This is a genomic window from Chitinibacter sp. GC72 (assembly GCF_009760905.1).
Lineage (GTDB): Bacteria > Pseudomonadota > Gammaproteobacteria > Burkholderiales > Chitinibacteraceae > Chitinibacter.
Map to the genome: position 1 here is coordinate 145242 of NZ_VIRW01000003.1, position 20108 is coordinate 165349.

At 54.9% G+C, this 20108-nt stretch carries 15 protein-coding genes; 6 read left to right on the plus strand and 9 right to left on the minus strand.

Annotated features, from left to right (window positions below; translation table 11 throughout):
- Positions 1 to 69: 69 nt before the first annotated feature.
- Positions 70 to 1518, minus strand: a complete 1449-nt coding sequence (locus tag FLS37_RS04090; protein WP_157314667.1) for a rhomboid family intramembrane serine protease — start codon at positions 1516 to 1518, stop codon at positions 70 to 72.
- 18 nt (positions 1519 to 1536) lie between these two features.
- Complete coding sequence (locus FLS37_RS04095) at positions 1537 to 2994, minus strand: DUF805 domain-containing protein (RefSeq protein ID WP_157314668.1); 1458 nt, start codon at positions 2992 to 2994, stop codon at positions 1537 to 1539.
- 218 nt (positions 2995 to 3212) lie between these two features.
- Here FLS37_RS04095 and FLS37_RS04100 point away from each other — a divergent pair, with 218 nt between their 5' ends.
- A complete protein-coding gene (locus tag FLS37_RS04100; protein WP_232522482.1) occupies positions 3213 to 4238 on the plus strand; it encodes a Gfo/Idh/MocA family protein in 1026 nt (341 codons plus the stop codon).
- 50 nt (positions 4239 to 4288) lie between these two features.
- On the opposite strand, the gene FLS37_RS04105 is transcribed toward FLS37_RS04100, so the two are convergent.
- The 7 genes from FLS37_RS04105 to trxB all read right to left on the minus strand — a co-directional run bounded on the left by FLS37_RS04105 (position 4289) and on the right by trxB (position 15893).
- Entirely contained in the window at positions 4289 to 4729 is a 441-nt protein-coding gene (locus tag FLS37_RS04105; protein WP_157314669.1) for a DUF6678 family protein, read from the minus strand.
- Positions 4730 to 5001: 272 nt separating this feature from the next.
- On the minus strand, positions 5002 to 9120 hold the full coding sequence (locus tag FLS37_RS04110) for a DEAD/DEAH box helicase (protein WP_157314670.1): 4119 nt from the start codon (positions 9118 to 9120) through the stop codon (positions 5002 to 5004).
- A complete protein-coding gene (gene mfd, locus FLS37_RS04115; RefSeq protein ID WP_157314671.1) occupies positions 9120 to 12536 on the minus strand; it encodes a transcription-repair coupling factor in 3417 nt (1138 codons plus the stop codon). The genes FLS37_RS04110 and mfd overlap by 1 nt, the downstream gene beginning before the upstream one ends.
- 522 nt (positions 12537 to 13058) lie before the next feature.
- Positions 13059 to 13700 carry an IS630 family transposase gene (locus tag FLS37_RS04120; protein ID WP_157314814.1) on the minus strand — a complete coding sequence of 214 codons (642 nt, stop codon included), beginning with the start codon at positions 13698 to 13700 and terminating at the stop codon, positions 13059 to 13061.
- Positions 13589 to 14098 carry a helix-turn-helix domain-containing protein gene (locus FLS37_RS04125; protein ID WP_157314672.1) on the minus strand — a complete coding sequence of 170 codons (510 nt, stop codon included), beginning with the start codon at positions 14096 to 14098 and terminating at the stop codon, positions 13589 to 13591. The genes FLS37_RS04120 and FLS37_RS04125 overlap by 112 nt, the downstream gene beginning before the upstream one ends.
- Before the next feature lie 235 nt (positions 14099 to 14333).
- The gene (locus FLS37_RS04130) at positions 14334 to 14525 is read right to left on the minus strand and encodes a hypothetical protein (RefSeq protein ID WP_157314673.1); all 192 of its coding nucleotides are present in this window, start codon (positions 14523 to 14525) and stop codon (positions 14334 to 14336) included.
- A 414-nt stretch (positions 14526 to 14939) separates the two neighbouring features.
- On the minus strand, positions 14940 to 15893 hold the full coding sequence (trxB, locus tag FLS37_RS04135) for a thioredoxin-disulfide reductase (protein WP_374756827.1): 954 nt from the start codon (positions 15891 to 15893) through the stop codon (positions 14940 to 14942).
- 186 nt (positions 15894 to 16079) lie between these two features.
- On the opposite strand from trxB, the gene FLS37_RS04140 reads away from it, so the two are divergent.
- The 5 genes from FLS37_RS04140 (at position 16080) to rpsB (ending at position 20069) form a co-directional block, all read left to right on the plus strand.
- Positions 16080 to 16778: an ABC transporter permease gene (locus FLS37_RS04140; RefSeq protein WP_157314674.1), complete on the plus strand. Its 699-nt coding sequence runs from the start codon at positions 16080 to 16082 to the stop codon at positions 16776 to 16778.
- 4 nt (positions 16779 to 16782) lie between these two features.
- Positions 16783 to 17373 carry a hypothetical protein gene (locus FLS37_RS04145; protein WP_157314675.1) on the plus strand — a complete coding sequence of 197 codons (591 nt, stop codon included), beginning with the start codon at positions 16783 to 16785 and terminating at the stop codon, positions 17371 to 17373.
- A 3-nt stretch (positions 17374 to 17376) separates the two neighbouring features.
- A complete protein-coding gene (locus FLS37_RS04150) occupies positions 17377 to 18351 on the plus strand; it encodes an MlaD family protein (RefSeq protein ID WP_157314676.1) in 975 nt (324 codons plus the stop codon).
- A gap of 107 nt (positions 18352 to 18458) precedes the next feature.
- Entirely contained in the window at positions 18459 to 19172 is a 714-nt protein-coding gene (locus tag FLS37_RS04155) for a hypothetical protein (RefSeq protein WP_157314677.1), read from the plus strand.
- Between the two features lie 171 nt (positions 19173 to 19343).
- Positions 19344 to 20069, plus strand: coding sequence for a 30S ribosomal protein S2 (gene rpsB / locus FLS37_RS04160; protein ID WP_157314678.1), 726 nt, complete (start codon positions 19344 to 19346; stop codon positions 20067 to 20069).
- The last annotated feature ends 39 nt before the right edge of the window (positions 20070 to 20108 follow it).

Sequence of the window (20108 nt, forward strand, 5' to 3'; positions counted from 1 at the left end):
ATCAAAATATCCAACGACCTTGCGTGGCCTAACCCGACCTACAATAGCGCAGCGAATTCCGGGAAGAATCTACTGGGGCTTGCGAACGAGCCTCGCTTCGGGTGAATCCGGGTATTGGCGGATCAGTGTGCGCCAGCAGGATAGTGCGCCCTCAGTATTGCCTGCGCGCTGGAAACCATGACCCAGCCGATAAAGTTGCGCCGATAAGCCGACGTGATGGCTGGCTTTGCGGATCAGCATGGACAGCAGCGTTTCGGCGGGGTGGAGCAGGCCCGCGTCGATCCAACTCACCGCAAGGCGCATCCAGTCGCTGGTGGATAGCTGCGGCAATGGCGCTTTCAGCTCAAGCAGTTGTTGCCAGGCCTCGGCGGTGAGCGCTGCGCCCGGATTCTGGCGCAGGATCAGATGACAGGCGCACTGGCGTAGCCCGGTATCGGCCTGCATTTTCGCGGTTTGGAAAAAATCCGTGAGCAACTGATGATCGCCCGGATTGGCTTGCGCAAGCTTGGCCAGCAGCCGGGCGGCGGGTTCAAACTGTAATTGCGCGAGCAGTTTTTCGGCTTGCGCTTGCTGTTTGCGGCGCTCAGTGCTGTTTTCTTCGGCGATGACATGGTCGGCGGTCTGCCAGCCACGCTGCCAGCGAAATAGTGTGGCGAGCAGGGTGCCGGCCAAGAGCCCGCAGAAGTGGGCGTAGTAATTTATATTGCTGCCGGGATTCATCGCTTTTTGCAGCAATTCCTTGCCCAGCCAGACCAGCAGCATCAACAGCGCCGAGGCCTGCAGCGTGCCCATATAGAAAATCACGTAATAGAAAAAGCGGATTTTCCGCATGCCGTAAATCACGACAAACATCGCCATCACACCGGCAATCGCCCCCGATGCGCCGAGCGAGCCGATAAAACTGTCCGAGCTCAGAACAAGATCGGCGCTGGTTGCACCCAGTCCGGCGAGCAGATAAAAGGCCAGGTAGCGCCATCCGCCCAGTGCGGCCTCGACGGTGTAGCCGACGATAAACAGCACGATCATATTGCCGAGCAGGTGGTCGATGCTGCCATGCATGAACATATGCATTAGCAGGCTGTACCAGGTCGGATTGGCGGGCTTGAGGATAAAGCGGTCGGTAAAGCTTTGCGCGAGGATGTCCTCGAACGCCGCGCGCTGTTTTTTCCAATCTGCCCAGCGTGGTTCATCGCGTTTGACGATTTCATCATTGTGCAGGCGGCGCATGAAATCCTCGTCGGCCTGCATGCTTAGCAAAGTGAAATGGTCGCCTGCCTTGTGTGATTTCAGCTCTTCTACCTTTGCTGACTTGCCGGTCTGGCTTAAATGCTCAAGGTAGCGCGGCAGCTCGAGTTGATCGAGCTCTTGCGAATAATAAAGGCTGTAGGCTTTGTCCTCGATCGGCTCGTCGCTGAGCTGCAAGAAGAGGTAAATAAAGCAGCATAGCGTGATGATACCCAGCGTCACCCAGGGTGGGCGACGCCAGTCAGGTGCGGAAGGTAAGGGCAGAATCAGCATGAGGTGTCGTTGGTCCCGTTATTCCTCGGTGGTAGCTTGGCTACCGAGCAGCGTTTGGGTGACCACTTCCTTCTCTAACCATTGCGGATCAAAAGTGTTGTGCTGCTGGTTGCCGACCACCACCAGCGGCACGACAGAATCGCCAATGCGGTCAAACTCGCTGCGGCAAGCCGGGGATGTCTCGATATTGCAATCGATGTAGACGTAGTCCGGATTATTGCTAAACCAGTCGCGCGCCTCAACGCATGGCTCGTCATTGCTGGTGCAATACAGCGTGATCATGGCGTGTTGTGCCGCCTGTTGCTCATTGGGCAGACCCGGCAAACGATTTTGCTTGGCACCGATGCCGCCACTAATCAGTGACAAAGAGAACAGTACGGCACCGAAATAGCCCAGCCCGGTATTGCGCTCATTCGGAAAACCAAAGCCATTGCCCTTTCTGTCGCCAGGCCAGAGTATCAGCCAGAGCGTAAAGAGCATCGTTAGCAGGCTGCTCAGGTTGAACAGCAGCGAAGAGCCGGATGTTGAGAGTTTGTACGCGCCAAAACCCTGCAACAGGACAATCGGGATCAGGATCAGCTGCCACCAGCCGCTGCGATCCATATCGTGCAGGCGCAGCGTGCTCAGGCGGATCAGGTAGCCGAGAAAGAGTAAGCCAAAGAAACCGACGCCGACCCAGTTGCGTATCAACCCCAGCGGAATCATCAGGCCAAAAACTAGGCCGGCAATCAGCATCGCGCCCACTGCATAAGCCATGTAACGGATACGGCAAAGGCGGCCTTCTAAGCTCATGCCACGGAATGCGGGCGTGTCTTCGGCACCGTCCGCCGGATCAATGTCAGGCGCAATCTGGCTGGCGTGCATAGGCTGACCATTGGGCGAGCTGATGATGGCCGGTTCAGTGCTAATTTGTGTCTGTGCGGCGGCAAAACGTGGCATATCCACGCTGCACTCCCGGCACAGCGTGCGTTTGGGCTGCAATGTGCCGCATTTGGGGCAATTGATCTGTTCGACCTCAGTCACCAAAGCCATGGGCGCAGCGGCTGTTGCTACTGTATCGACGGGTGCGAGAGTCGGGCTGGGTGCTGAATTGGACACTGAACTGGGTGCCGCGCCAAACAGCGAAGGAAAGAGCAGATTTTCGTCATCGGCTGGCGCGGATTCAGCCGCTGGCAGTGGGATCGGTGCCGGTGTGCCCGGCTCAGCTTTGATTGGTGCAGGTGCAGGTGCAGTAGGCAGCGTTGCCGACGCAGGTACTTCATCTTCCATTTCGACGACAATGCCGAGACGCGACAGATTTTCGGCGTAGCGCGGGAAGTCAGCGCGGGGCAGATTGCGTTTAAGGATAACTGGTGAGCCGGAAAACAGCGCCTGAGCCTGCGCGAGCGGAATATTCAACGCCGCAGCAAGACGTGGTGCCACTTCCTCGCGCTGCTTGCCAGCCTGTAACTCGCCTCTGAAAACAATCCGGATCATATCGTTTATTGAATAGGGAAACAAAACGAATGATGATCCGGATAATTGTTGGCTCAGTCAAACTAATGCAAGGTTTTCTGTGCTTGATACGTCAGCTGCTTGTGCCTCTTGGTAAAAGTATTAGGTCGTGAATTGCTGCGCCTGCACAGAGATACTAATGCAATCAATACTGCAGCCAGCGTGGCAGTCAATCACCCGCGCTGATCGGTACAGGTACAATGACTACTTTGATGGCTGCTGCGCCATCTTCTCTGGAGTTGCTGATGATACGTCTGGCTGTGGTGGGTACGAACTGGATTACCCAACGTTTTGTCGATGCCGCGCACGAAACAGGCCGGATACAACTGACTGCGGTGTATTCGCGCGCACTGCAGAAAGCCGAGTCTTTTGGAGCGCAATATCAGGTAGCGCATTATTTCGACTCTCTGGAAGCGCTCGCCCAATCAGACCTGATCGATGCCGTGTATATCGCCAGCCCCAATTCCCTGCATGCGTCACAGACTTTATTGTTTCTGAATCATCAAAAACACGTGATCTGTGAAAAACCGCTGGCGTCCAATCTGCGCGAGGCGCAAGCGGTGCTCGATTGTGCCCGCAAAAATCAGATGGTATTGCTCGAAGCCTTTATGGGTGCGCACCTGCCCAACTTCATGGCGATCCAGCAGGCTTTGCCCCGGCTCGGGCGGCTGCGGAAAGTGTTTTTCAACTATTGCCAGTATTCATCCCGCTACCAGGCTTATCTGGAGGGGAAAAACCCGAATACGTTTAACCCGGCATTTTCCAATGGCTCGATCATGGATATTGGCTATTACTGCCTCGCCACGGCTGTGGCCTTGTGGGGCGAGCCCAAATCAGTTTTTGCCACTGCCAGCTTGCTCGAAAGCGGCGTTGATGGCCATGGCACGGTTTGCCTCGATTACGGCGATTTCGAAGCGGTGCTGGTGCATTCAAAAGTCTCGGATTCACTGATCCCCAGCGAAATCCAGGGCGAAGATGGCACGCTGACAATTGGCAAAATTTCTCAATGCCTGGACGTGAAATTCACGCCGCGTGGCGGAGCGGCTCAGAGCATCAATCTGCCGCAAAGTGATAACACCATGCGCTATGAGGCTGAAACATTCGCCGATCTGATCGCCGCCGGGCAAGTGGAACATCGCGGACTAGAAACTTCGCTGATCGTAGCCAAATTGCTCACCGAAATTCGCCGCCAGACTGGCGTGGTTTTTCCGGCAGACCTTAATTAAACCCAAAGCGAAAGCTTGTAAACGTTGGGCTGCATTTCATTTAGCCCAACCTACGACTCTGAGTCAAAGAGAAAATCCTCATATGACTTGGGGTGATATCCCCATATTCTGACGACATCCCCTCTTGCTTCAAATTCGAAACCAATCTCTTTTAGCTTCGTAAGTATTTCTGGTGAATGATCAACAATGGCTGGGTGCAAGAGCCGCCCTCGGTAGACGTGCTCATGCAGCCCTATATCGAGCCATTCGACTCCGACGAATGGGAGTGGAAGGTGATAGAACCACTCGATATCCCAGCCAGAAACAAAGCCGTTGACCCATTTTGAGCGATATGAAGGACGCCAGCCGTCGAGGCTGCGCATGTGACTGATTAACTCGTTCCATTTCGTGTTGTTGGCGAGTGCCCCCAAGAATTTTTGACGAGCTTGAGCGGCGATTTTATCTTTGTCTTCGCCAGCGGGAACGGAGTCGGCAAGTGGCAAGGAACTCATGGGAACGATCCAATGTAGAAGATATACACACGATCCGTGTGCATGAAACATCATGTTAAGTGCTTGCTGCTTTATTCCTCAAGTATGCGGAGCAGCCTATGTCTGAAAGTGCACAGCCGGATGGGGCTGCTGCGCTACGCCTGCTGAGTGTGCAGAGTCAGGCGTAGCACAGTCATGACAACGAATCATCAATACGAATAGAGTATGTCCGCCATACCGGTCATTGTATTTGCAGCTAGGCATTTATTTATATAGCCTTTGGGGTTATACCCCTAGTGCGAGCTCTTCAGCAAACTCAGCAAAGCCTCCGCATCCAGCTTGCCGCTGGTGTCGCCACCCTCAAGCAATGAATCAGCCAGATCGCGTTTATTGTGGTGCAGGGCGACGATTTGCTCTTCGATGGTGCCTTCTGCCACCAGTCGATAAATCGTCACTGGGCGTTGCTGGCCCATCCGGTGGGCGCGGTCGGACGCCTGATCTTCGACTGCCGGATTCCACCACGGGTCGAGGTGGATCACGTAATCGGCTGCGGTCAGGTTTAGCCCTGAGCCACCGGCTTTCAGACTGATCAGGAAGATGTCACCGACGCCCGCTTGAAAATCGTTCACCGCCTTTTGCCGCTGTTTGATGCTGGTGCTGCCATCCAGATACTGGTAGCTAATGCCTTTGCTGTCGAGCCAGTCACGCACGATGGTCAGATGATCGACAAACTGGCTAAACACTAGGGCTTTGTGATTGTTGTCGAGCAATTCTTCGGCGATTTCGGCAAAGGCGATTAGCTTGCTGCCGGCCATTTGGCTTTCGGGCATGACTAATCTCGGGTTGCAGCAGAAGCGGCGCAGTTTGGTGATTTCGGTCAGCACTTGCAGCGGTTTGTTGCCCTCTTGTGGCTTCATGCTGTCGAGTTTTTCTACCGCCTGCTGGCGCAGCGCTTCGTATAAATGCATTTCTTCGCTGGAGAGCGGCACTTTATGCGTGATTTCGGTACGCGCGGGTAGCTCGGTTAGCACCTGCGTTTTGGTTCGGCGCAGCATAAATGGCGCGATCAGCTTTTTGAGCGCGAGCTTGGCGTGCTTGGCATCGCTTTGCCCATCTTCAATCGGCTGCGCAAAGCGCTTTTTAAAGCGCTCCTGCGAGCCGAGCAGCGCGGGGTTGATAAAGCGGAACAGATTCCACAGCTCGCCCAGATGGTTTTCCATCGGCGTGCCAGTGGCGATCATTTTGAAATCGGCATTCAGGTTCATGGCCGCCTGGCTGCGGCGGGTTTGGCCGTTTTTAATCGCCTGCGCTTCATCCAGTACGACGGTATGCCAATGCGGCGCAGCAAAAGCCTCGGCTTCTTGCTGAAACAAGCCGTAGCTGACGACGACCAGATCGAATGGTGACAAGTCACTCAAAGAGCGCTCGCTTTGATAGTTGCGAATCTTTAGCGTCGGGGCAAATTTGGCGGTTTCGGCTTGCCAGTTAATCGCCACCGACGTTGGCGCAACGACCAGCGCCGGGCCATTGGGCGCGCGCTCGAGCAATAGCGCCAGCGTTTGCACCGTTTTGCCCAAGCCCATATCGTCGGCCAAGCAAGCGCCAACCCCCCAGTGCGCCAAGCGTGATAGCCACTGAAAGCCTTCGAGCTGATAATCGCGCAGCGTGGCTTGCAGGGTGGAGGGTACTTTAGGTTGGTGCTGTGCCAAAGTGTCGAGCTTGGCCAGATGCGCTTGCCATTCCTTATCGGCTTGCACTTCACCGGCTTCGGCGGTGAGTTCAGATAGCGCGCCGCTGGCCAATAGATTCACTTTCAGGCCATCTTTGCTGTCCTCAGACAAGGCGCGCAGCTCTTCGAGTCTGCGCCGCAGATTGTCGGTGAGCGCCAGATAATCGTGCTCACCCAATTGAATAAAGCGCCCGGGCGAGCCATCGAGCAAAGATAATAGCTGGCGCAATTGCAGCACCTTGCCATCATCGAGTGTGATTTCGCCGTTGACCACAAACCAGTCACCTTGCTGCTTAATGCCCATTTTCAATTGCGACATCGCGCGCGAGGCCTTAAGCCTAAATCGCTCGCCTTCGGGCCAGACCAGCTCGACTTGCCCGGCGGGCAGCTCGCGCAATTGGGCGAGCAATTCCAGGCAGAGTTCGGGCGTATCGAGCTGCCAGTCGTTGTCGCTCGAGATCGCCTCGGCCAGCGCGGTGCAATGGCCGAGGATGAATTGATGGGCTTTTTTCTCGGCTTTCAGGTCACGCTGCGCCTGGACTGTTTTGCCTTCCAGCTCACCCAGCACATTGGCCGCGCCTTTGCCGGGGATAAACCAGCCGCTCTCGGGCAGCGGGCGCACCAGAAACTGCAAGCGCAAGCCGCTTTCAATCGGTAGCAAATGCGCGTAAATCAGCGGATTGGCCGCCACGCTATCAATGTGCGCCGATAATTCGGGCAGGTCGGAATGAATCGTAATATGCGGCGCAATCGCCGTGATCGCCTCGACCAGCTGTGGCTTGGCCTCGGACGGCACGGTCAGCCCTTTGCCCAGAATGCCGGCAATTTGCGTAATGTCGGGCGTAATCCGATACACCGCCAGCCGCGTTGGCGTTTCCTTGCGCCAGAGTGTGCTCTGACCAGCCGTAATGGCGGGGTCGAGCTTGAGCGAGATTTTGCCAGCAGTCTCTTTTAAATTGAGCGTCACTTCGCCCGCCACCACGTCGATGCGTACATCGGGCGAATCGCTCCAGAATACGTAGGGGTGCTTGATCAGTTCGGGTAATGCCGCTTCACCATCTAGGGTATAGCCTGTATCGCCATAGTATCCGTAGTCTGTAGAGATATACCTGCTGATGTTTCGATCGGCTTCGCTCAGGTAATTGAGCGCCGGGTCGCCTTGAAGCAGGCGTTTGAGCGCCACGGCGCGGCCTTTGCTCCACACACCTTTTGTGTTGACCTTTTGCTCGCGTGGTTCAAGCAGCACGCCGCTGCGCCCGGCCGTGATCAGCCAGGCCAGCCGCATACTCGCTGCGGGCGCCACCGCTGGGGATTTATTGAATTGACTGAGCGCCGTGAGCGCACGTTGCCAGACGGGTTCAAGCTTGACGATATCGATCAGCGGCTTGATGCCATGTTCGGCATGCCAGTCCGGCGTGGCCCAGCGGGTATCGAAGCTGCGATCAAGCAGCAAGGCCAGCTCTTCGCGCACCCAGCTATACGCCTGCCATTGCTCTAGCCGCGCCTCCAGCTCATGCTGCCAGTCGCGATCCAGCGTTTGCTCCTGCCAGTACAGCAGTAACAAATCAAACACGCCGTCCAGCCCCAGCGTGGCGGCGGGCAGGTGATGTGTTTGCGGCGAGGCCGGGGTATGGCTGGCCAGCTGCTTGATCCACGGCAAATGGATGTCATACACCGCCGAGTAGCGCGCTTTGTCGCCCACTTCAAACTGGGTTTGCAGCGCGGCCAGATATTCGCCATTGCGTGGCTCGGCAAACAGCGCTGCGCTATAAAACAGCCCGGCCGGGCCGCCGATGGCGACTTTGCGCTTATTGCTCATTTTTTTGATGGCCGCCAGCAGCTCGAAGCCAAACTTGACGCTGCGGCTGTAATCGCCCTTGAGCACCATCAGCATAATGCCGATTTCGGCCTGCGTAGGCACCTCCAGCGCCCCATGAAACAATGCAATCCGCGCCAGATCGCCGCGCAATATCGCTTGCCAGCTCAGGTATTCGGCCAGCTCGCTATTGCCTGCAAAGCGTGCGGTGAAATGCGCGCAGGCAAAATGGTATTGCGCCGTGGCAGGGAGCAGGGCGCGGCAGGCAAAATGGAAATAATCGCTTAGTAGCGCCGCTTGCGTGGCTGCGCTGCACTGGTGAAACAGGTCTTTGGCCGCAGGCTCGAACAATAGCTGCGTGGGGTGGCGTTGCAGTGCCTCAGCGCTCATGCCATTGGCCCCCATCTGATACAGCGCCTGACCGCAAGCCAATGCATCATCGCTCAGCGCCGCCTGCAAGGCTCGCTGCGCCCAGGCGCGCTGGCTGCCTGCTTCCCACGGCTGGATGGTGGGCTGGTGTTTGCGTGTGATATTGAGCCAGTTTTGCAAGCTGCCTTGCGCTTGTAAGGCGTGCAATATCGGCCATTGCCACTGGCTATCGAGCTCAAAGCCTTGAAATTGCGCCGACTTGATGATGCGTTTGAGCATCAGGCGCGCCAGCGCAGCTTTCAGGGTTTCCAGCGTAAAGTGAATGCCGCCTGGCGCTTGTGCATCGTTCACAATACTGAACAAGCGGTTTTGCGCCAGCCCAGCGCCATAGCAGGCAAACGCGGCGAGCAGCGGCCAATCGTTTGCCTCCAGGCTGCTTAAATCCATCTGGTTGGGATTGGTTTGGCTAGTTTTCTGATTGGTTTGACTAGTTTTCATTAGTGCAGCTCGTTAATCAGTTCTTTAACCCGCACTGCACGCAGCACGCTCTCCGGCCAGTTGCCTTCAACGCGCAGCTTGTCCTGGCCAGCCAGTTTGTAATTTTTCTTGCTCTGGATCAGCGAGATGATCTTCATCGGATCAACTGTGGTTTTGGGTAAGAAATGAATAATGATCGCGGTATCGGCCGCGTCGATTTTGCTAATGCCTAGCGGGCCAGCCAGCATGCGCAGGCGGTGGCAGTCGAGCAGCACTTTGGCCGGATCGGGCAGCAGGCCAAAGCGGTCGATCATTTCCTGATGGATGTCGTTTAATTCATCGGTGTTCTCTACGCTGGCAAGGCGTTTATATAGCGACAGGCGCTCGTTCACATCCGGGCAATAATCATTGGGCAGCAGCGCGGGCGCGTGCAGATTGATTTCGGTGGTGACGCCTAGCGGTTGGCTCAGATCTGGCTCTTTACCTGCTTTGAGGGCTTTTACTGCTTGTTTGAGCATTTGGCTATACAGCGCAAAGCCAATTTCCTGCATTTCACCCGATTGCGAGTCGCCGAGCACTTCACCGGCACCACGGATTTCCAAGTCATGCATCGCCAGATAGAAGCCTGATCCCAATTCTTCCATCATCTGGATCGCTTCAAGGCGTTTTTTCGCGTCTTTCGAAATGCCATCGACATCCGGCACCAGTAGGTAGGCATAGGCTTGGTGATGGCTACGGCCAACGCGGCCGCGCATTTGGTGCAGTTGCGACAGGCCGAATTTGTCGGCGCGATTCATCAAAATCGTATTGGCGTTCGGAATGTCGATCCCGTTTTCGATAATCGTCGTACACAGCAGCACATTAAAGCGCATCTGGTTAAAGTCGCGCATTACATGCTCCAGATCGGTGGGGCGCATCTGGCCGTGGGCGACGCCAATACGAGCTTCGGGTAACAGTAGCGCTAATTTTTCGCGCATGTTTTCAATGGTTTCGACTTCATTGTGCAAGAAGAAAACCTGCCCGCCACGCTTGAGTTCGCGCAGCACCGCTTCGCGGATAATGCCATCAGAAAATTTCGCGACAAAGGTTTTCACTGCGAGGCGTTTATTCGGCGCCGTGGCAATCACCGAAAAGTCGCGCAAGCCTTCCAAGCTCATCGCCAGCGTACGCGGAATCGGCGTCGCGGTGAGTGTCAACACATCGACATTGGCGCGCAGCGCTTTCAGTTGCTCTTTCTGGCGCACGCCAAAGCGGTGTTCCTCATCAATAATAACCAGCCCAAGTTTGGCAAACTCGACATCAGGCTGCACCAATTTATGCGTGCCGATCACGATATCAACGGTGCCATCGGCCAGCCCCTTGATCGCGGCGGCGGTTTCTTTGCCTGATCTAAAGCGCGACAATTCGGCAACTTTAATCGGCCAGTCAGCAAAACGGTCAGCAAAATTTTGATAATGCTGCTCAGCCAGTAGCGTCGTCGGCACCAAGACGGCGACTTGCTTGCCACCTGCGACTGCGCAGAACGCCGCGCGCAGCGCGACTTCGGTTTTACCAAAGCCCACGTCGCCACAGACCAAACGATCCATTGGCTGTGTGGTGCGCATATCGACCAGCACCGCTTCAATCGCCGCGGCCTGATCGGCGGTTTCTTCAAAGCCAAAGCCAGCGGCAAAGGCTTGGTAATCGTGCGGGCTCCATTCAAACGCATGGCCTTGGCGCGCGGCGCGGCGCGCGTACAGATTGAGCAATTCGGCCGCGGTGTCGCGTACTTGCTCGGCGGCTTTGCGTTTGGCTTTCTCCCACGCGCCAGAGCCGAGTTTGTGGACATTCACATTTTCGGTTGAGCCGCCTGAATAGCGCGAAATGACGTGTAGTTGGCTGACTGGTACATACAATTTATCGCCGCCAGCGTATTCAATTAACAGTAATTCGGTATTGCCGTCGCCTAAATCCATTGACGTCAGGCCCATATACAGGCCAATGCCGTGTGCTTCGTGTACGACAGGGTCGCCGATTTTGAGCTCGGATAGATCGCGCAGCATTGCATCGGTATTGCTGCGTTTTTGCTGCTTTTTGCCGCGCGATTGAATCACGGCGGGGTAGAGATCCGCCTCGCAAATTACGGCCAGCGATTCGGACTGCCAAACAAAGCCACGGAAAATCGGTGCAGCGATCAGCTGGACTTTAGCCTTGCTGGCTTTGGCCTCAAGCCAGTTGTCGACCAGCTCAGGTTTAAAGCCGTATTCGGCGAAGAATTGCGCCATCGTCTCGCGGCGGCCCAGACTTTCGGCCACCAGCAAAATCCGGCCCGGATAGTGCGCGGCAAAGTTGGTGAGTTTGGAAATCGGGTTTTCGCTGCGGCGGTCTACATCGAGCGCAGGCAAGGGTTGGGTAATGCTGGTTGTGGATTGTGTTAATTCAATGCGGCGGCATTGTTTAAGATGAGCAAACAGCACGTCGGGAGCGAGAAACAGATCGCGTGGCGGCAGCAGCGGGCGATCTTTGTCGCCGATGTTGAGCTTATGACGCTCGGCAATATCTTGCCAGTATTGCTCTGCAGCCGAAGCTAGATCACCGTGCAGTGCCAATACCCCTTCCTGTTCGAAATCAGTCCGCAGGTAATCAAATAGCGTAGCGGTGGCATCGAAAAACAGCGGCAGGTAATACTCGATCCCCGCAGGGATAATGCCATTGCTGACATCTTTATACAGGCGCGCATTGGTCGGCGCGCCTTCAAACACTTCGCGAAAACGCTGGCGGAATTTGGTCTTGCCCGCGTCATCGGTCGGAAATTCGCGCGCTGGCAGTAGGCGAATTTCGGGTACGGGGTAGAGGCTGCGCTGCGTATCGACGTCAAAAGTGCGGATGGTTTCAATCTGATCGTCAAACAGATCAATCCGGAATGGCAGTGTGCTGCCCATCGGGAATAAATCGATCAGGCCGCCGCGAATTGAAAATTCGCCCGGCCCGTACACCTGTGTGACGTGGTTGTAACCAGCAAACGCCATATCGGCGCGCAGTTTTTCGGCGTCGAGCTTTTCGCCTTTTTTCAGGAAAAAAGTCGTTCCAGTCAGAAACTCGACCGGCGCAAACACGCCCATTGCCGTTTGCAAAGGCACCACCAGCACATCGGCCGCGCCTTGCCGCACTTGCCACAGCGCGGCGAGCCGCTCGCTGATCAAATCCGAATGCGGCGAGAAATGATCATAGGGCAGCGTTTCCCAATCGGGCAGCTGCACGATGTTTTTGTCGGGCAGGAAAAACGCCATCTCATCTTTAATGCGCGCCGCTTCCTGTGCGCTGGCGGTGATCACCACCAGTAATTTCACCTCGCCCACATATTCGGCCAGCAGCCGCGCATCACCCGAGCCATGTGGCGTGGCGATTTGCAAGCGTTGCACAATATTGGAAGCTGGGGGCAGGGCAGGGAGCGTCATTATCTTGGCACTACGAGGAAAGTTGACGCGATTATATCAGGCTACGTATAGCAGCTGGCTGCCCGCATTCTTTCTAAGCATGGGGCGGCTGGTGGCATCGCCCCGCGGTGACTTGCCCGGCCGTTTGCGGGCCGGGCAGATTGCCAGCGGGATCGAAAGCCAAGGTTTCCTGGCCTAGGCGGCTGGTGGCGGCGAGTAGCCGGTGTAGCTGGCTACTGATTGTGAAGGGTATATGCCTTTAGCCCTTTAAAGTTAAAAGCTACAGGCGTATACCTATGCTTCTTGTTAAGAGCTACTCTCGCCAGCTTGACGATGTTGACCTTACCGCAAAGCTGCAGCACATGAGCAAAATTGCTGCTGTCGCGTTGGGCTTCGCTGCGCTCAACCCAACCTACCGCGCTTGATGCCGTATCAGGAGGGAGGAGCCTATCCCATTGCCGTGCGTGGTGAAAAACAAGCTTGAATGAGGACGGGGAAACTGTGATGAGGCGCGGGCAGCACAGCTAACAGAATGCTAAGTAGTTACGCATAACTGATTTTAAATTTCGAACCGAAACCGGATAAAAGAGCATGGACTTCTTCGACCAATTTATCCTTGCCCCACGACTTGAAGCTTCGCCAAAAATGCTTGGCGTGTTTCCACACGATCTCAATCAAATTGAGCTCGGGGCTATACGCTGGCAAGTACATCACCACAAAACGATGATCTACCAACCAACGATTGACCACCTCTTCACCAAAATTGTGATGCACTTTCGCGTTATCCATCACCAGAACTGTTAGCCGCTCCGGGTCGGATTTCTTCGCCAGTCCATCTATAAATTCAACCACCTGTGGCCGCTTGATTGAATGCTCAAACAGCCTGTAGTCCAAAGACCCTTTGGCATAATCCAGCACTCCAATCACATTGGCGCGCTTGCGGCCGACACTGGCATCAGCCTGATGGGTTTCGCCCAGCGGAGCCCAAGCACCCTGAATACTTGGCAAGCAAGAAAAACCGCTCTCATCACCATATCGCAACTCGATTTCACCCACTTTTGCCTGTTCTTTCATCATTGCCAATGCCCGCTCTGTGGCACGGAAATACTCTTCGCTCCGTTTTTTTCTAAGGACAGACGTGTGCGCTTGAATGACAATCCCCGTGCGCGTAAACCAGCCGACAATCGATCTTCACTAAATGGCCTGGCATCTGGAAAGCGATCCTTCACCTTGACGGCAATCTTTGCCAGCGTCATCGGCTCTTGTCTCGCCACCTCTGCCGCATAATCGAGCATTTCATGCGTTAATTTGCGTGGAGGACCACCGATATTGCCGCCAAGAATCCCCAAAATCCCACGTTCACGCCAGCGACTTGCCCACTCATAAACCATTTGCGCGCTCATACGTAAAATTTTGCTCACATTCTTGGGTGACTCACCTTCATGCAAAGCCAATAAACCCAAGGCTCTCGGGCGAAAATTGGCATGGTGATGATGCTGAGCCATACTTTCCAGTATCGATACTTCGTCTGGCATGAGTAGCTGACCTACTAACCTTTTGGAAAGAACGATCATTTTCAGCATTTAAAATACCATATACAGATCAGTGACTTGCATTTTTAATAAATGAATTTACTTTCTAAAAGATTAGTAACAAGATTACGTTTCAAGCTTAGCTCCCATTAAGAGCCTACTCTCAAGCAAAATCCATTCCAATCAGTTGCACGTAACTACTTATTGGAGGGGGCGGCAGGTTTTGAGGTGCGAGAGACTAAAAACCCCCGATAAATATCGGGAGTTGAATGCGGGCTGGGTTTGGTCAGGCTTGTTCGAGGTAATCGAGCGATTTTTCGGCCCGCTCTGCGGCCAGATCGGCCAAGGCGTTGCGGATCTGGCGTTTGGTTTCAAATTGTTTCCGGTACGTGCCCATCACAGCGATTTCCATATTGCGCTGTGCTTCTTCCAAAGAACGACGTTGACGAGAGGTTTTGAACGTAGACGGCAGAGACATGGTGATTCCTCTTTGAAGGTTAAACCAGTAATTCTTGGCCTTGGCAGTCTTAAACCCAAAGTGCTCATGCGGCGTGGCTTGGTCTCGCGGTGCAGCTTGTACTTGTCTTTGACTTTGCGCCTTGCGTGAACACTTTTGATGAGTGACTTGGCCCCGAGTACAGCCCAGCAAGCATGTCAATTATGTATGTCAATTTAAAGACAGCACATCATTTTTTTCTGCATATTGAATCTATGCAACAGATATGGTGAAAGATGGCGGTCAGCTCGTTGCGGTGCACCATGCTGGTGCTACCGCGATGGCTTTTGCCGTGCAGTAATAAAAAAGCCCCGGACAAAATATATTATCCGGGGCTTCTGGGTATTGCCTTGTACGCAAGGTGCAGATGGGTCTGTAGGCGTATACCTGCCTGGTTTAACGCAGGCTTTCCAGGTAACGATCTGCGTCCAGTGCGGCCTGGCAGCCGCTCGCAGCTGAAGTCACAGCTTGGCGGTAGATGTGGTCTTGCACATCGCCAGCGGCAAATACGCCGGGTACGCTGGTGGCAGTGGCGTTGCCGTTACGGCCGCCTTGCGTGATCAGGTAGCCGGTGGTGTCCATCTCGAGCTGGCCTTTGAAAATATCGGTGTTCGGTTTGTGGCCAATCGCGATAAATACGCCGTCAACAGCGATTTCCTTGGTGGCTTCGCCGTTAAACTGCTTCAGGCGCGCGCCGGTTACGCCGCTGGCGTCGCCCAGTACTTCGTCCAGCGTCTGGTTCAGCTCCAGCGTGATTTTGCCCTCAGCCACTTTTTCCATCAGATGATCGATCAGGATTTTCTCCGAGCGGAAGGTATCGCGACGGTGAATTAGCGTGACATGGCTGGCGATGTTCGACAGATACAGCGCTTCTTCAACTGCCGTATTGCCACCACCTACCACGGCAACCGGTTTGCCACGGTAGAAGAAACCATCGCAGGTTGCACAAGCCGATACGCCGCGGCCAGAGAACGCTTCTTCGGATGGAATACCCAGATACTGTGCCGATGCGCCCGTGGCGATAATCAGGGCGTCGCAGGTGTATTCGCCAGAGTCGCCCACCAGACGGATCGGTTTTTCGTTCAGGTGCGTGGTATGGATATGGTCGAAAATCATTTCGGTGCCAAAACGCTCGGCGTGCTTCTGGAAGCGGCTCATCAATTCCGGGCCCATGACGCCATCAGCGTCGGCTGGCCAGTTGTCCACGTCGGTTGTGGTCATCAGCTGGCCGCCTTGCGCAATGCCGGTAATTAGCACCGGTTTCAAGTTGGCACGGGCAGCGTACACTGCGGCCGTGTAACCGGCAGGGCCTGAGCCTAGAATCAGCAAACGGTGGTGTTGAGTCGCCATGATTATTCCTTTGATGGTGAGTGTTATTCGGGCAAAAGCTATGTTGCGGGTGCAAACAATCGCGCTAGTTTAAAGCTTTGTGCGGTGACGTTCTATTCGTTTGTTGCTATCGTGGCGATAGCGCTGGCTGCGCACCGCTGTGTTGCGACTGTTGGCATGTCTGTTTAAATGGGTGGGATTTGTGTTTTGAAAAGATGGCTGCGGCATTATTTACTGCGCGCTTTTTCGGGCTTTGCCCGTGCCCCGGTGCGCCGGGTGTATTTGAAGCAGGTTTATTTCACGGCCAATGAAGCGGCCTGGCTCATGTTTTTTATCGGTTTTGCCCTCGGTGGCATTGTGGTGGCGCAATTGCATGGCCAATATGGGCAAAGCCGCGATGCAGCAATGCGCCTGCTGGGATCGCTGACCTTTACCGAGCTGGCGCCGTTGCTGACTGTGCTGATTGTGATGGCGCGTTCGGCTTCGGCGATTGCCATTGAGCTGGCGACGATGCGGATTAATGGCGAAGTGCGCGAACTGGAGCGTATGGATATTGCCATTAGCAGCTATCTGATTTTTCCGCGTGTGATGGGCATGATGAGTTCGGCCGTGCTGCTGACCGCCTGTATGGCGCTGGGTGCCATGCTGGGCGGGGTGCTGATGATTGCCGGCTGGGACGCCAGCTATCAGGTGCTGGCGCTGGAGCGGATTCTGAAAATGGAAGAGATGATGCTGTGTCTAGCCAAGGCGGCAAGCTTTGGTCTGGCGGGCGGTATTCTGGCGTGTCAGGCGGGTTTGAATGTGCAATTGAGCGCCACCGAAATTCCGCGTGCGGCATCGCGGGCGGTGATGCGCGGCCTGTTTGCGCTGTTTGCGCTCGATTTATGTTGGGCTTTTTTGGTGTAGATGGATGGCGCTGAATTTGAAAACGCCACGTCAGTGGCAATGTAGTCCCGATCCTCTGGCGTGCCCGGGCAATTACGCTTTTGTGCTTGACGATGAAGACGCCAGCCAGCAGCTGATCAGCGAGCTGGCGCGCCGCATTCATTTGCTGGAGCAGGGCGCTTTGGGCATTCTGGAAGCCAAGCCGGTCTTTGTCAGCAATCTGCGCGTGTGGGAAAATATTGTCCTGCCCAGCTGGTATCACTCGGGCGAGAGTTTGGCCGAGCTGGATGCGCACTTACAGGTCGTGCTTGCGCCCTTTGACTTTGACCATCAGCTGCTGATGCACAATCTGGCCTTGCTGCCTGCGCAGCTTGATACGCCGCATCGCCGGATTGCCGCTTTGCTGCGCGCCTTGTTGCAGCAGCCGCGGTTTTTGCTGATCGAGCACGAATGGCTGGCCTGGCTGCAGCAATCCCGCCACCGCAATAGCTTACTGGCTCAATTGTATGATGCATATACGGGGGTTGAGTATTGCATCCTGATTGTTTCTGGTGAAGTGCCAGCAGGATATACCCCCGTTCAGTTGCTAACCGAACCTCACGATGAAGTGGCTTGAGTCATGAAACAGCATCAATTTTTAAAAGATATTGACCCGCGTTTTCAGCTGCTAGGCTGGCGCGTCGGGGTGTTTGCCGCTGTGATCGGCTTGATTATCATCAGCTTGATTGCGGTGCTGGCTGAGCGGCAGGGGCTCTTCAATCCGAAAACCCGCCTGCATTTTGTTGCCGAAAGTGGCGCGGGCTTGGCGCCGGGTTTGCAGGTGCGCCTGTCGGGCTTCCGGATCGGGGTGGTCGATGAAGTCTCGCTCAATGAGCAGGCTAAGGTCGATGTCGAGATTCTGGTTGAAGAGCGTTATATGAAGTGGATCAAGCTCGATTCGATTGCCTTGCTGCAGCAGGACGGGGTCATTGGTGATCATTTTATCGAGATTTCAGGTGGCTCCAGCAATGTGGCGGTGATGCAGGAAGGCGGGGTGCTCACTTTTGCCGCCACTTTGGGTTTATCGGATATTGCGCTGGATTTGCGCAATCGTACCTTGCCGATTTTTGACTCGGTTCAGCAGACTTTTGACTACCTGAATGATCCAAAAGGCGATATTCGCCAGACGCTGAGCAATGTGCAGCAACTCACCGCCGAAGTGCGCCAGACGCGCGAGAAAATCGACCAACTGCTTTTACGCACTGATGGTTTGCTCGATCAGGAGGTGCGCAGCAATTTGCAAAGCAGCCAGCAATTTCTAAACCGCGCTGATCTGATCGCCAGCGAAGTGGCTCAGCAAATGCCGTCAATGCTGCGCAGTGCCGATGCCAGTTTGCGCAGTGTTGATTCAATTACGCAGGACGCCAGCGCCAGCATGCGTATTTTGCGCTCGACCGTGGAGCAGTCGGCGCCGATGATTCCGGGTATGGTGCGCGACGGTGGCGATTTATTGCGCCGCAGCGATCAAACGCTGGAGGCGGTGCAACAAATCTGGCCTTTAAGTCGTAGCCTTGAGCGACCTGCGCTGACGGCGCCAGTCGTGGAAAGTCGATAAGTCGTGGAGAGTCGATCATGTTTTGGCAACGATTGAGTTTGCTTTTGCTGCTTGCCCTGTTAGGAGCGTGCTCCAGTGCACCCAAAGAGCCTATACCTGCACTACGTATGGCTGTCCATGATAGTCACAGCAAAGCTTTGCGGGCAATACAGCAGGAAGATCTAGCCTCCGCTGCCGAGTATTGGCAGCAAACGCTGCTCCGCTATCAGGCATTGGACGATTGGCAGGGGCAAGGACAGGCTCGTCTGGGTCTGGCTCAGGCGCAGCATAAACTCGGTCAGTTGGAGGTGGCGCAAGCCACATTGAAGCCGCTGCTTGCGCAGGTGCTCTTTGGTGATGCGATCCGTGCACAAGCGCACTTGCAACTGGCGATGATCTCTTTGCCCGATGTGGGTGTGGCGGCCATGTATCTGGCTGAATCAGAGCGGCTGTGCGCCAAACCATGTGCTCTGCAGTGGGCACAGCACAATCTGGCGGCCAAAATTGCCGCCAGCAAGCTCGATTGGCCACGGGTCGCCATGATCAGCGGGCAATTGCTCGCTACCGCCCCCGCTACCGAGCGCGCTGAAATTGCCCACGCACATCGCCTGCAGGCTCTGGCTTTGCTCAGGCAGCAGCAAGCAGGCGCTGCTTTGCCGCATATTCAGGCGGCACTTGAGCTGGATCGTGTGCTGGCAAAGCCAGCCTGGCTGCTTGAGGATTATCGCTTGCAGCTGGAGATTGCCACCGTTCTCCGTGATGAGGCATTACAGCAAGAAAGCCGGCAAAGACTGCAGAGCGTTTGCCAAGCGGTGCGATGTGATCCGGACTACCCACGTTGAGGGCAAAATTTAAGTCGGCATCCAGCTTGAATTCTCCGGGTTTTCGCGGTTATAATCGTCGACTAGCTGTGCAAATGGTTTGTGCAGTAATTTTCCCGTCCGTATCTCAAGGGTGCTTTGATTAGTTCCTACGGGCGGAAGACCTTAACCCCTGAGACTTTGGAGAAATCAATGTCTGTTAGCATGCGCGATATGCTGGAAGCCGGCGTACACTTCGGCCACCAAACCCGTTACTGGAACCCGAAAATGGGCAAGTTCATTTTCGGCGCTCGCAACAAGATTCACATTATCAACCTCGAAAAAACATTGCCAATGTTTGAAGATGCACTGAAATTCGTGCGTCAATTGTCTGCAAACAAGGGCAACGTATTGTTCGTAGGTACTAAACGCGCTGCTCGCGAAATCATCGCTGAAGAAGCTACTCGCGCAAATTCACCATTCGTTGATCACCGCTGGTTGGGCGGTATGCTGACTAACTACAAAACAGTTAAGCAATCGATCAAACGCATGAACGACATGAAAGCTGTGTTGGAAAATGCTGAAGGCACTGGCTACGGCAAGAAAGAATTGCTGGACATGAAACGTGAAGTTGAAAAACTTGAGCGTTCTTTGGGTGGTATCAATGAGATGGGTGGCTTGCCAGATGCGATTTTCGTTATCGACACTGGTTACCAAGCTGGTACGATCGTTGAAGCTCGCAAGCTCGGTATCCCTGTCATTGGTGTTGTTGATACTAACAACAACCCAGAAGGTATCGACTACGTAATTCCAGGTAACGATGACTCTTCTCGCGCAATCCGCCTGTACGCACGTGCAGTAGCTGATGCGGTGCTGGAAGGCCGTAACCAAGCAACTCAGGCTTTGGTTGCTGCAGTTAGCGAAGCTGCTGCCGAGTAATCCGGGCGCTGAAGTAGCACATTTTAAAAAGGGGCGTTT

Bases quoted from the DNA above. Each gene is read 5' to 3' on its own strand.
- FLS37_RS04090 (WP_157314667.1), bottom strand. From the start codon at position 1,518: ATGCTGATTCTGCCCTTACCTTCCGCACCTGACTGGCGTCGCCCACCC.
- FLS37_RS04125 (WP_157314672.1), bottom strand. From the start codon at position 14,098: ATGCTGAAAATGATCGTTCTTTCCAAAAGGTTAGTAGGTCAGCTACTC.
- FLS37_RS04100 (WP_232522482.1), top strand. From the start codon at position 3,213: ATGACTACTTTGATGGCTGCTGCGCCATCTTCTCTGGAGTTGCTGATG.
- trxB (WP_374756827.1), bottom strand. From the start codon at position 15,893: ATGGCGACTCAACACCACCGTTTGCTGATTCTAGGCTCAGGCCCTGCC.
- FLS37_RS04110 (WP_157314670.1), bottom strand. From the start codon at position 9,120: ATGAAAACTAGTCAAACCAATCAGAAAACTAGCCAAACCAATCCCAAC.
- FLS37_RS04095 (WP_157314668.1), bottom strand. From the start codon at position 2,994: ATGATCCGGATTGTTTTCAGAGGCGAGTTACAGGCTGGCAAGCAGCGC.
- FLS37_RS04130 (WP_157314673.1), bottom strand. From the start codon at position 14,525: ATGTCTCTGCCGTCTACGTTCAAAACCTCTCGTCAACGTCGTTCTTTG.
- mfd (WP_157314671.1), bottom strand. From the start codon at position 12,536: ATGACGCTCCCTGCCCTGCCCCCAGCTTCCAATATTGTGCAACGCTTG.
- FLS37_RS04150 (WP_157314676.1), top strand. From the start codon at position 17,377: ATGAAACAGCATCAATTTTTAAAAGATATTGACCCGCGTTTTCAGCTG.
- FLS37_RS04145 (WP_157314675.1), top strand. From the start codon at position 16,783: ATGGCGCTGAATTTGAAAACGCCACGTCAGTGGCAATGTAGTCCCGAT.
- FLS37_RS04105 (WP_157314669.1), bottom strand. From the start codon at position 4,729: ATGAGTTCCTTGCCACTTGCCGACTCCGTTCCCGCTGGCGAAGACAAA.
- FLS37_RS04155 (WP_157314677.1), top strand. From the start codon at position 18,459: ATGGCTGTCCATGATAGTCACAGCAAAGCTTTGCGGGCAATACAGCAG.
- rpsB (WP_157314678.1), top strand. From the start codon at position 19,344: ATGTCTGTTAGCATGCGCGATATGCTGGAAGCCGGCGTACACTTCGGC.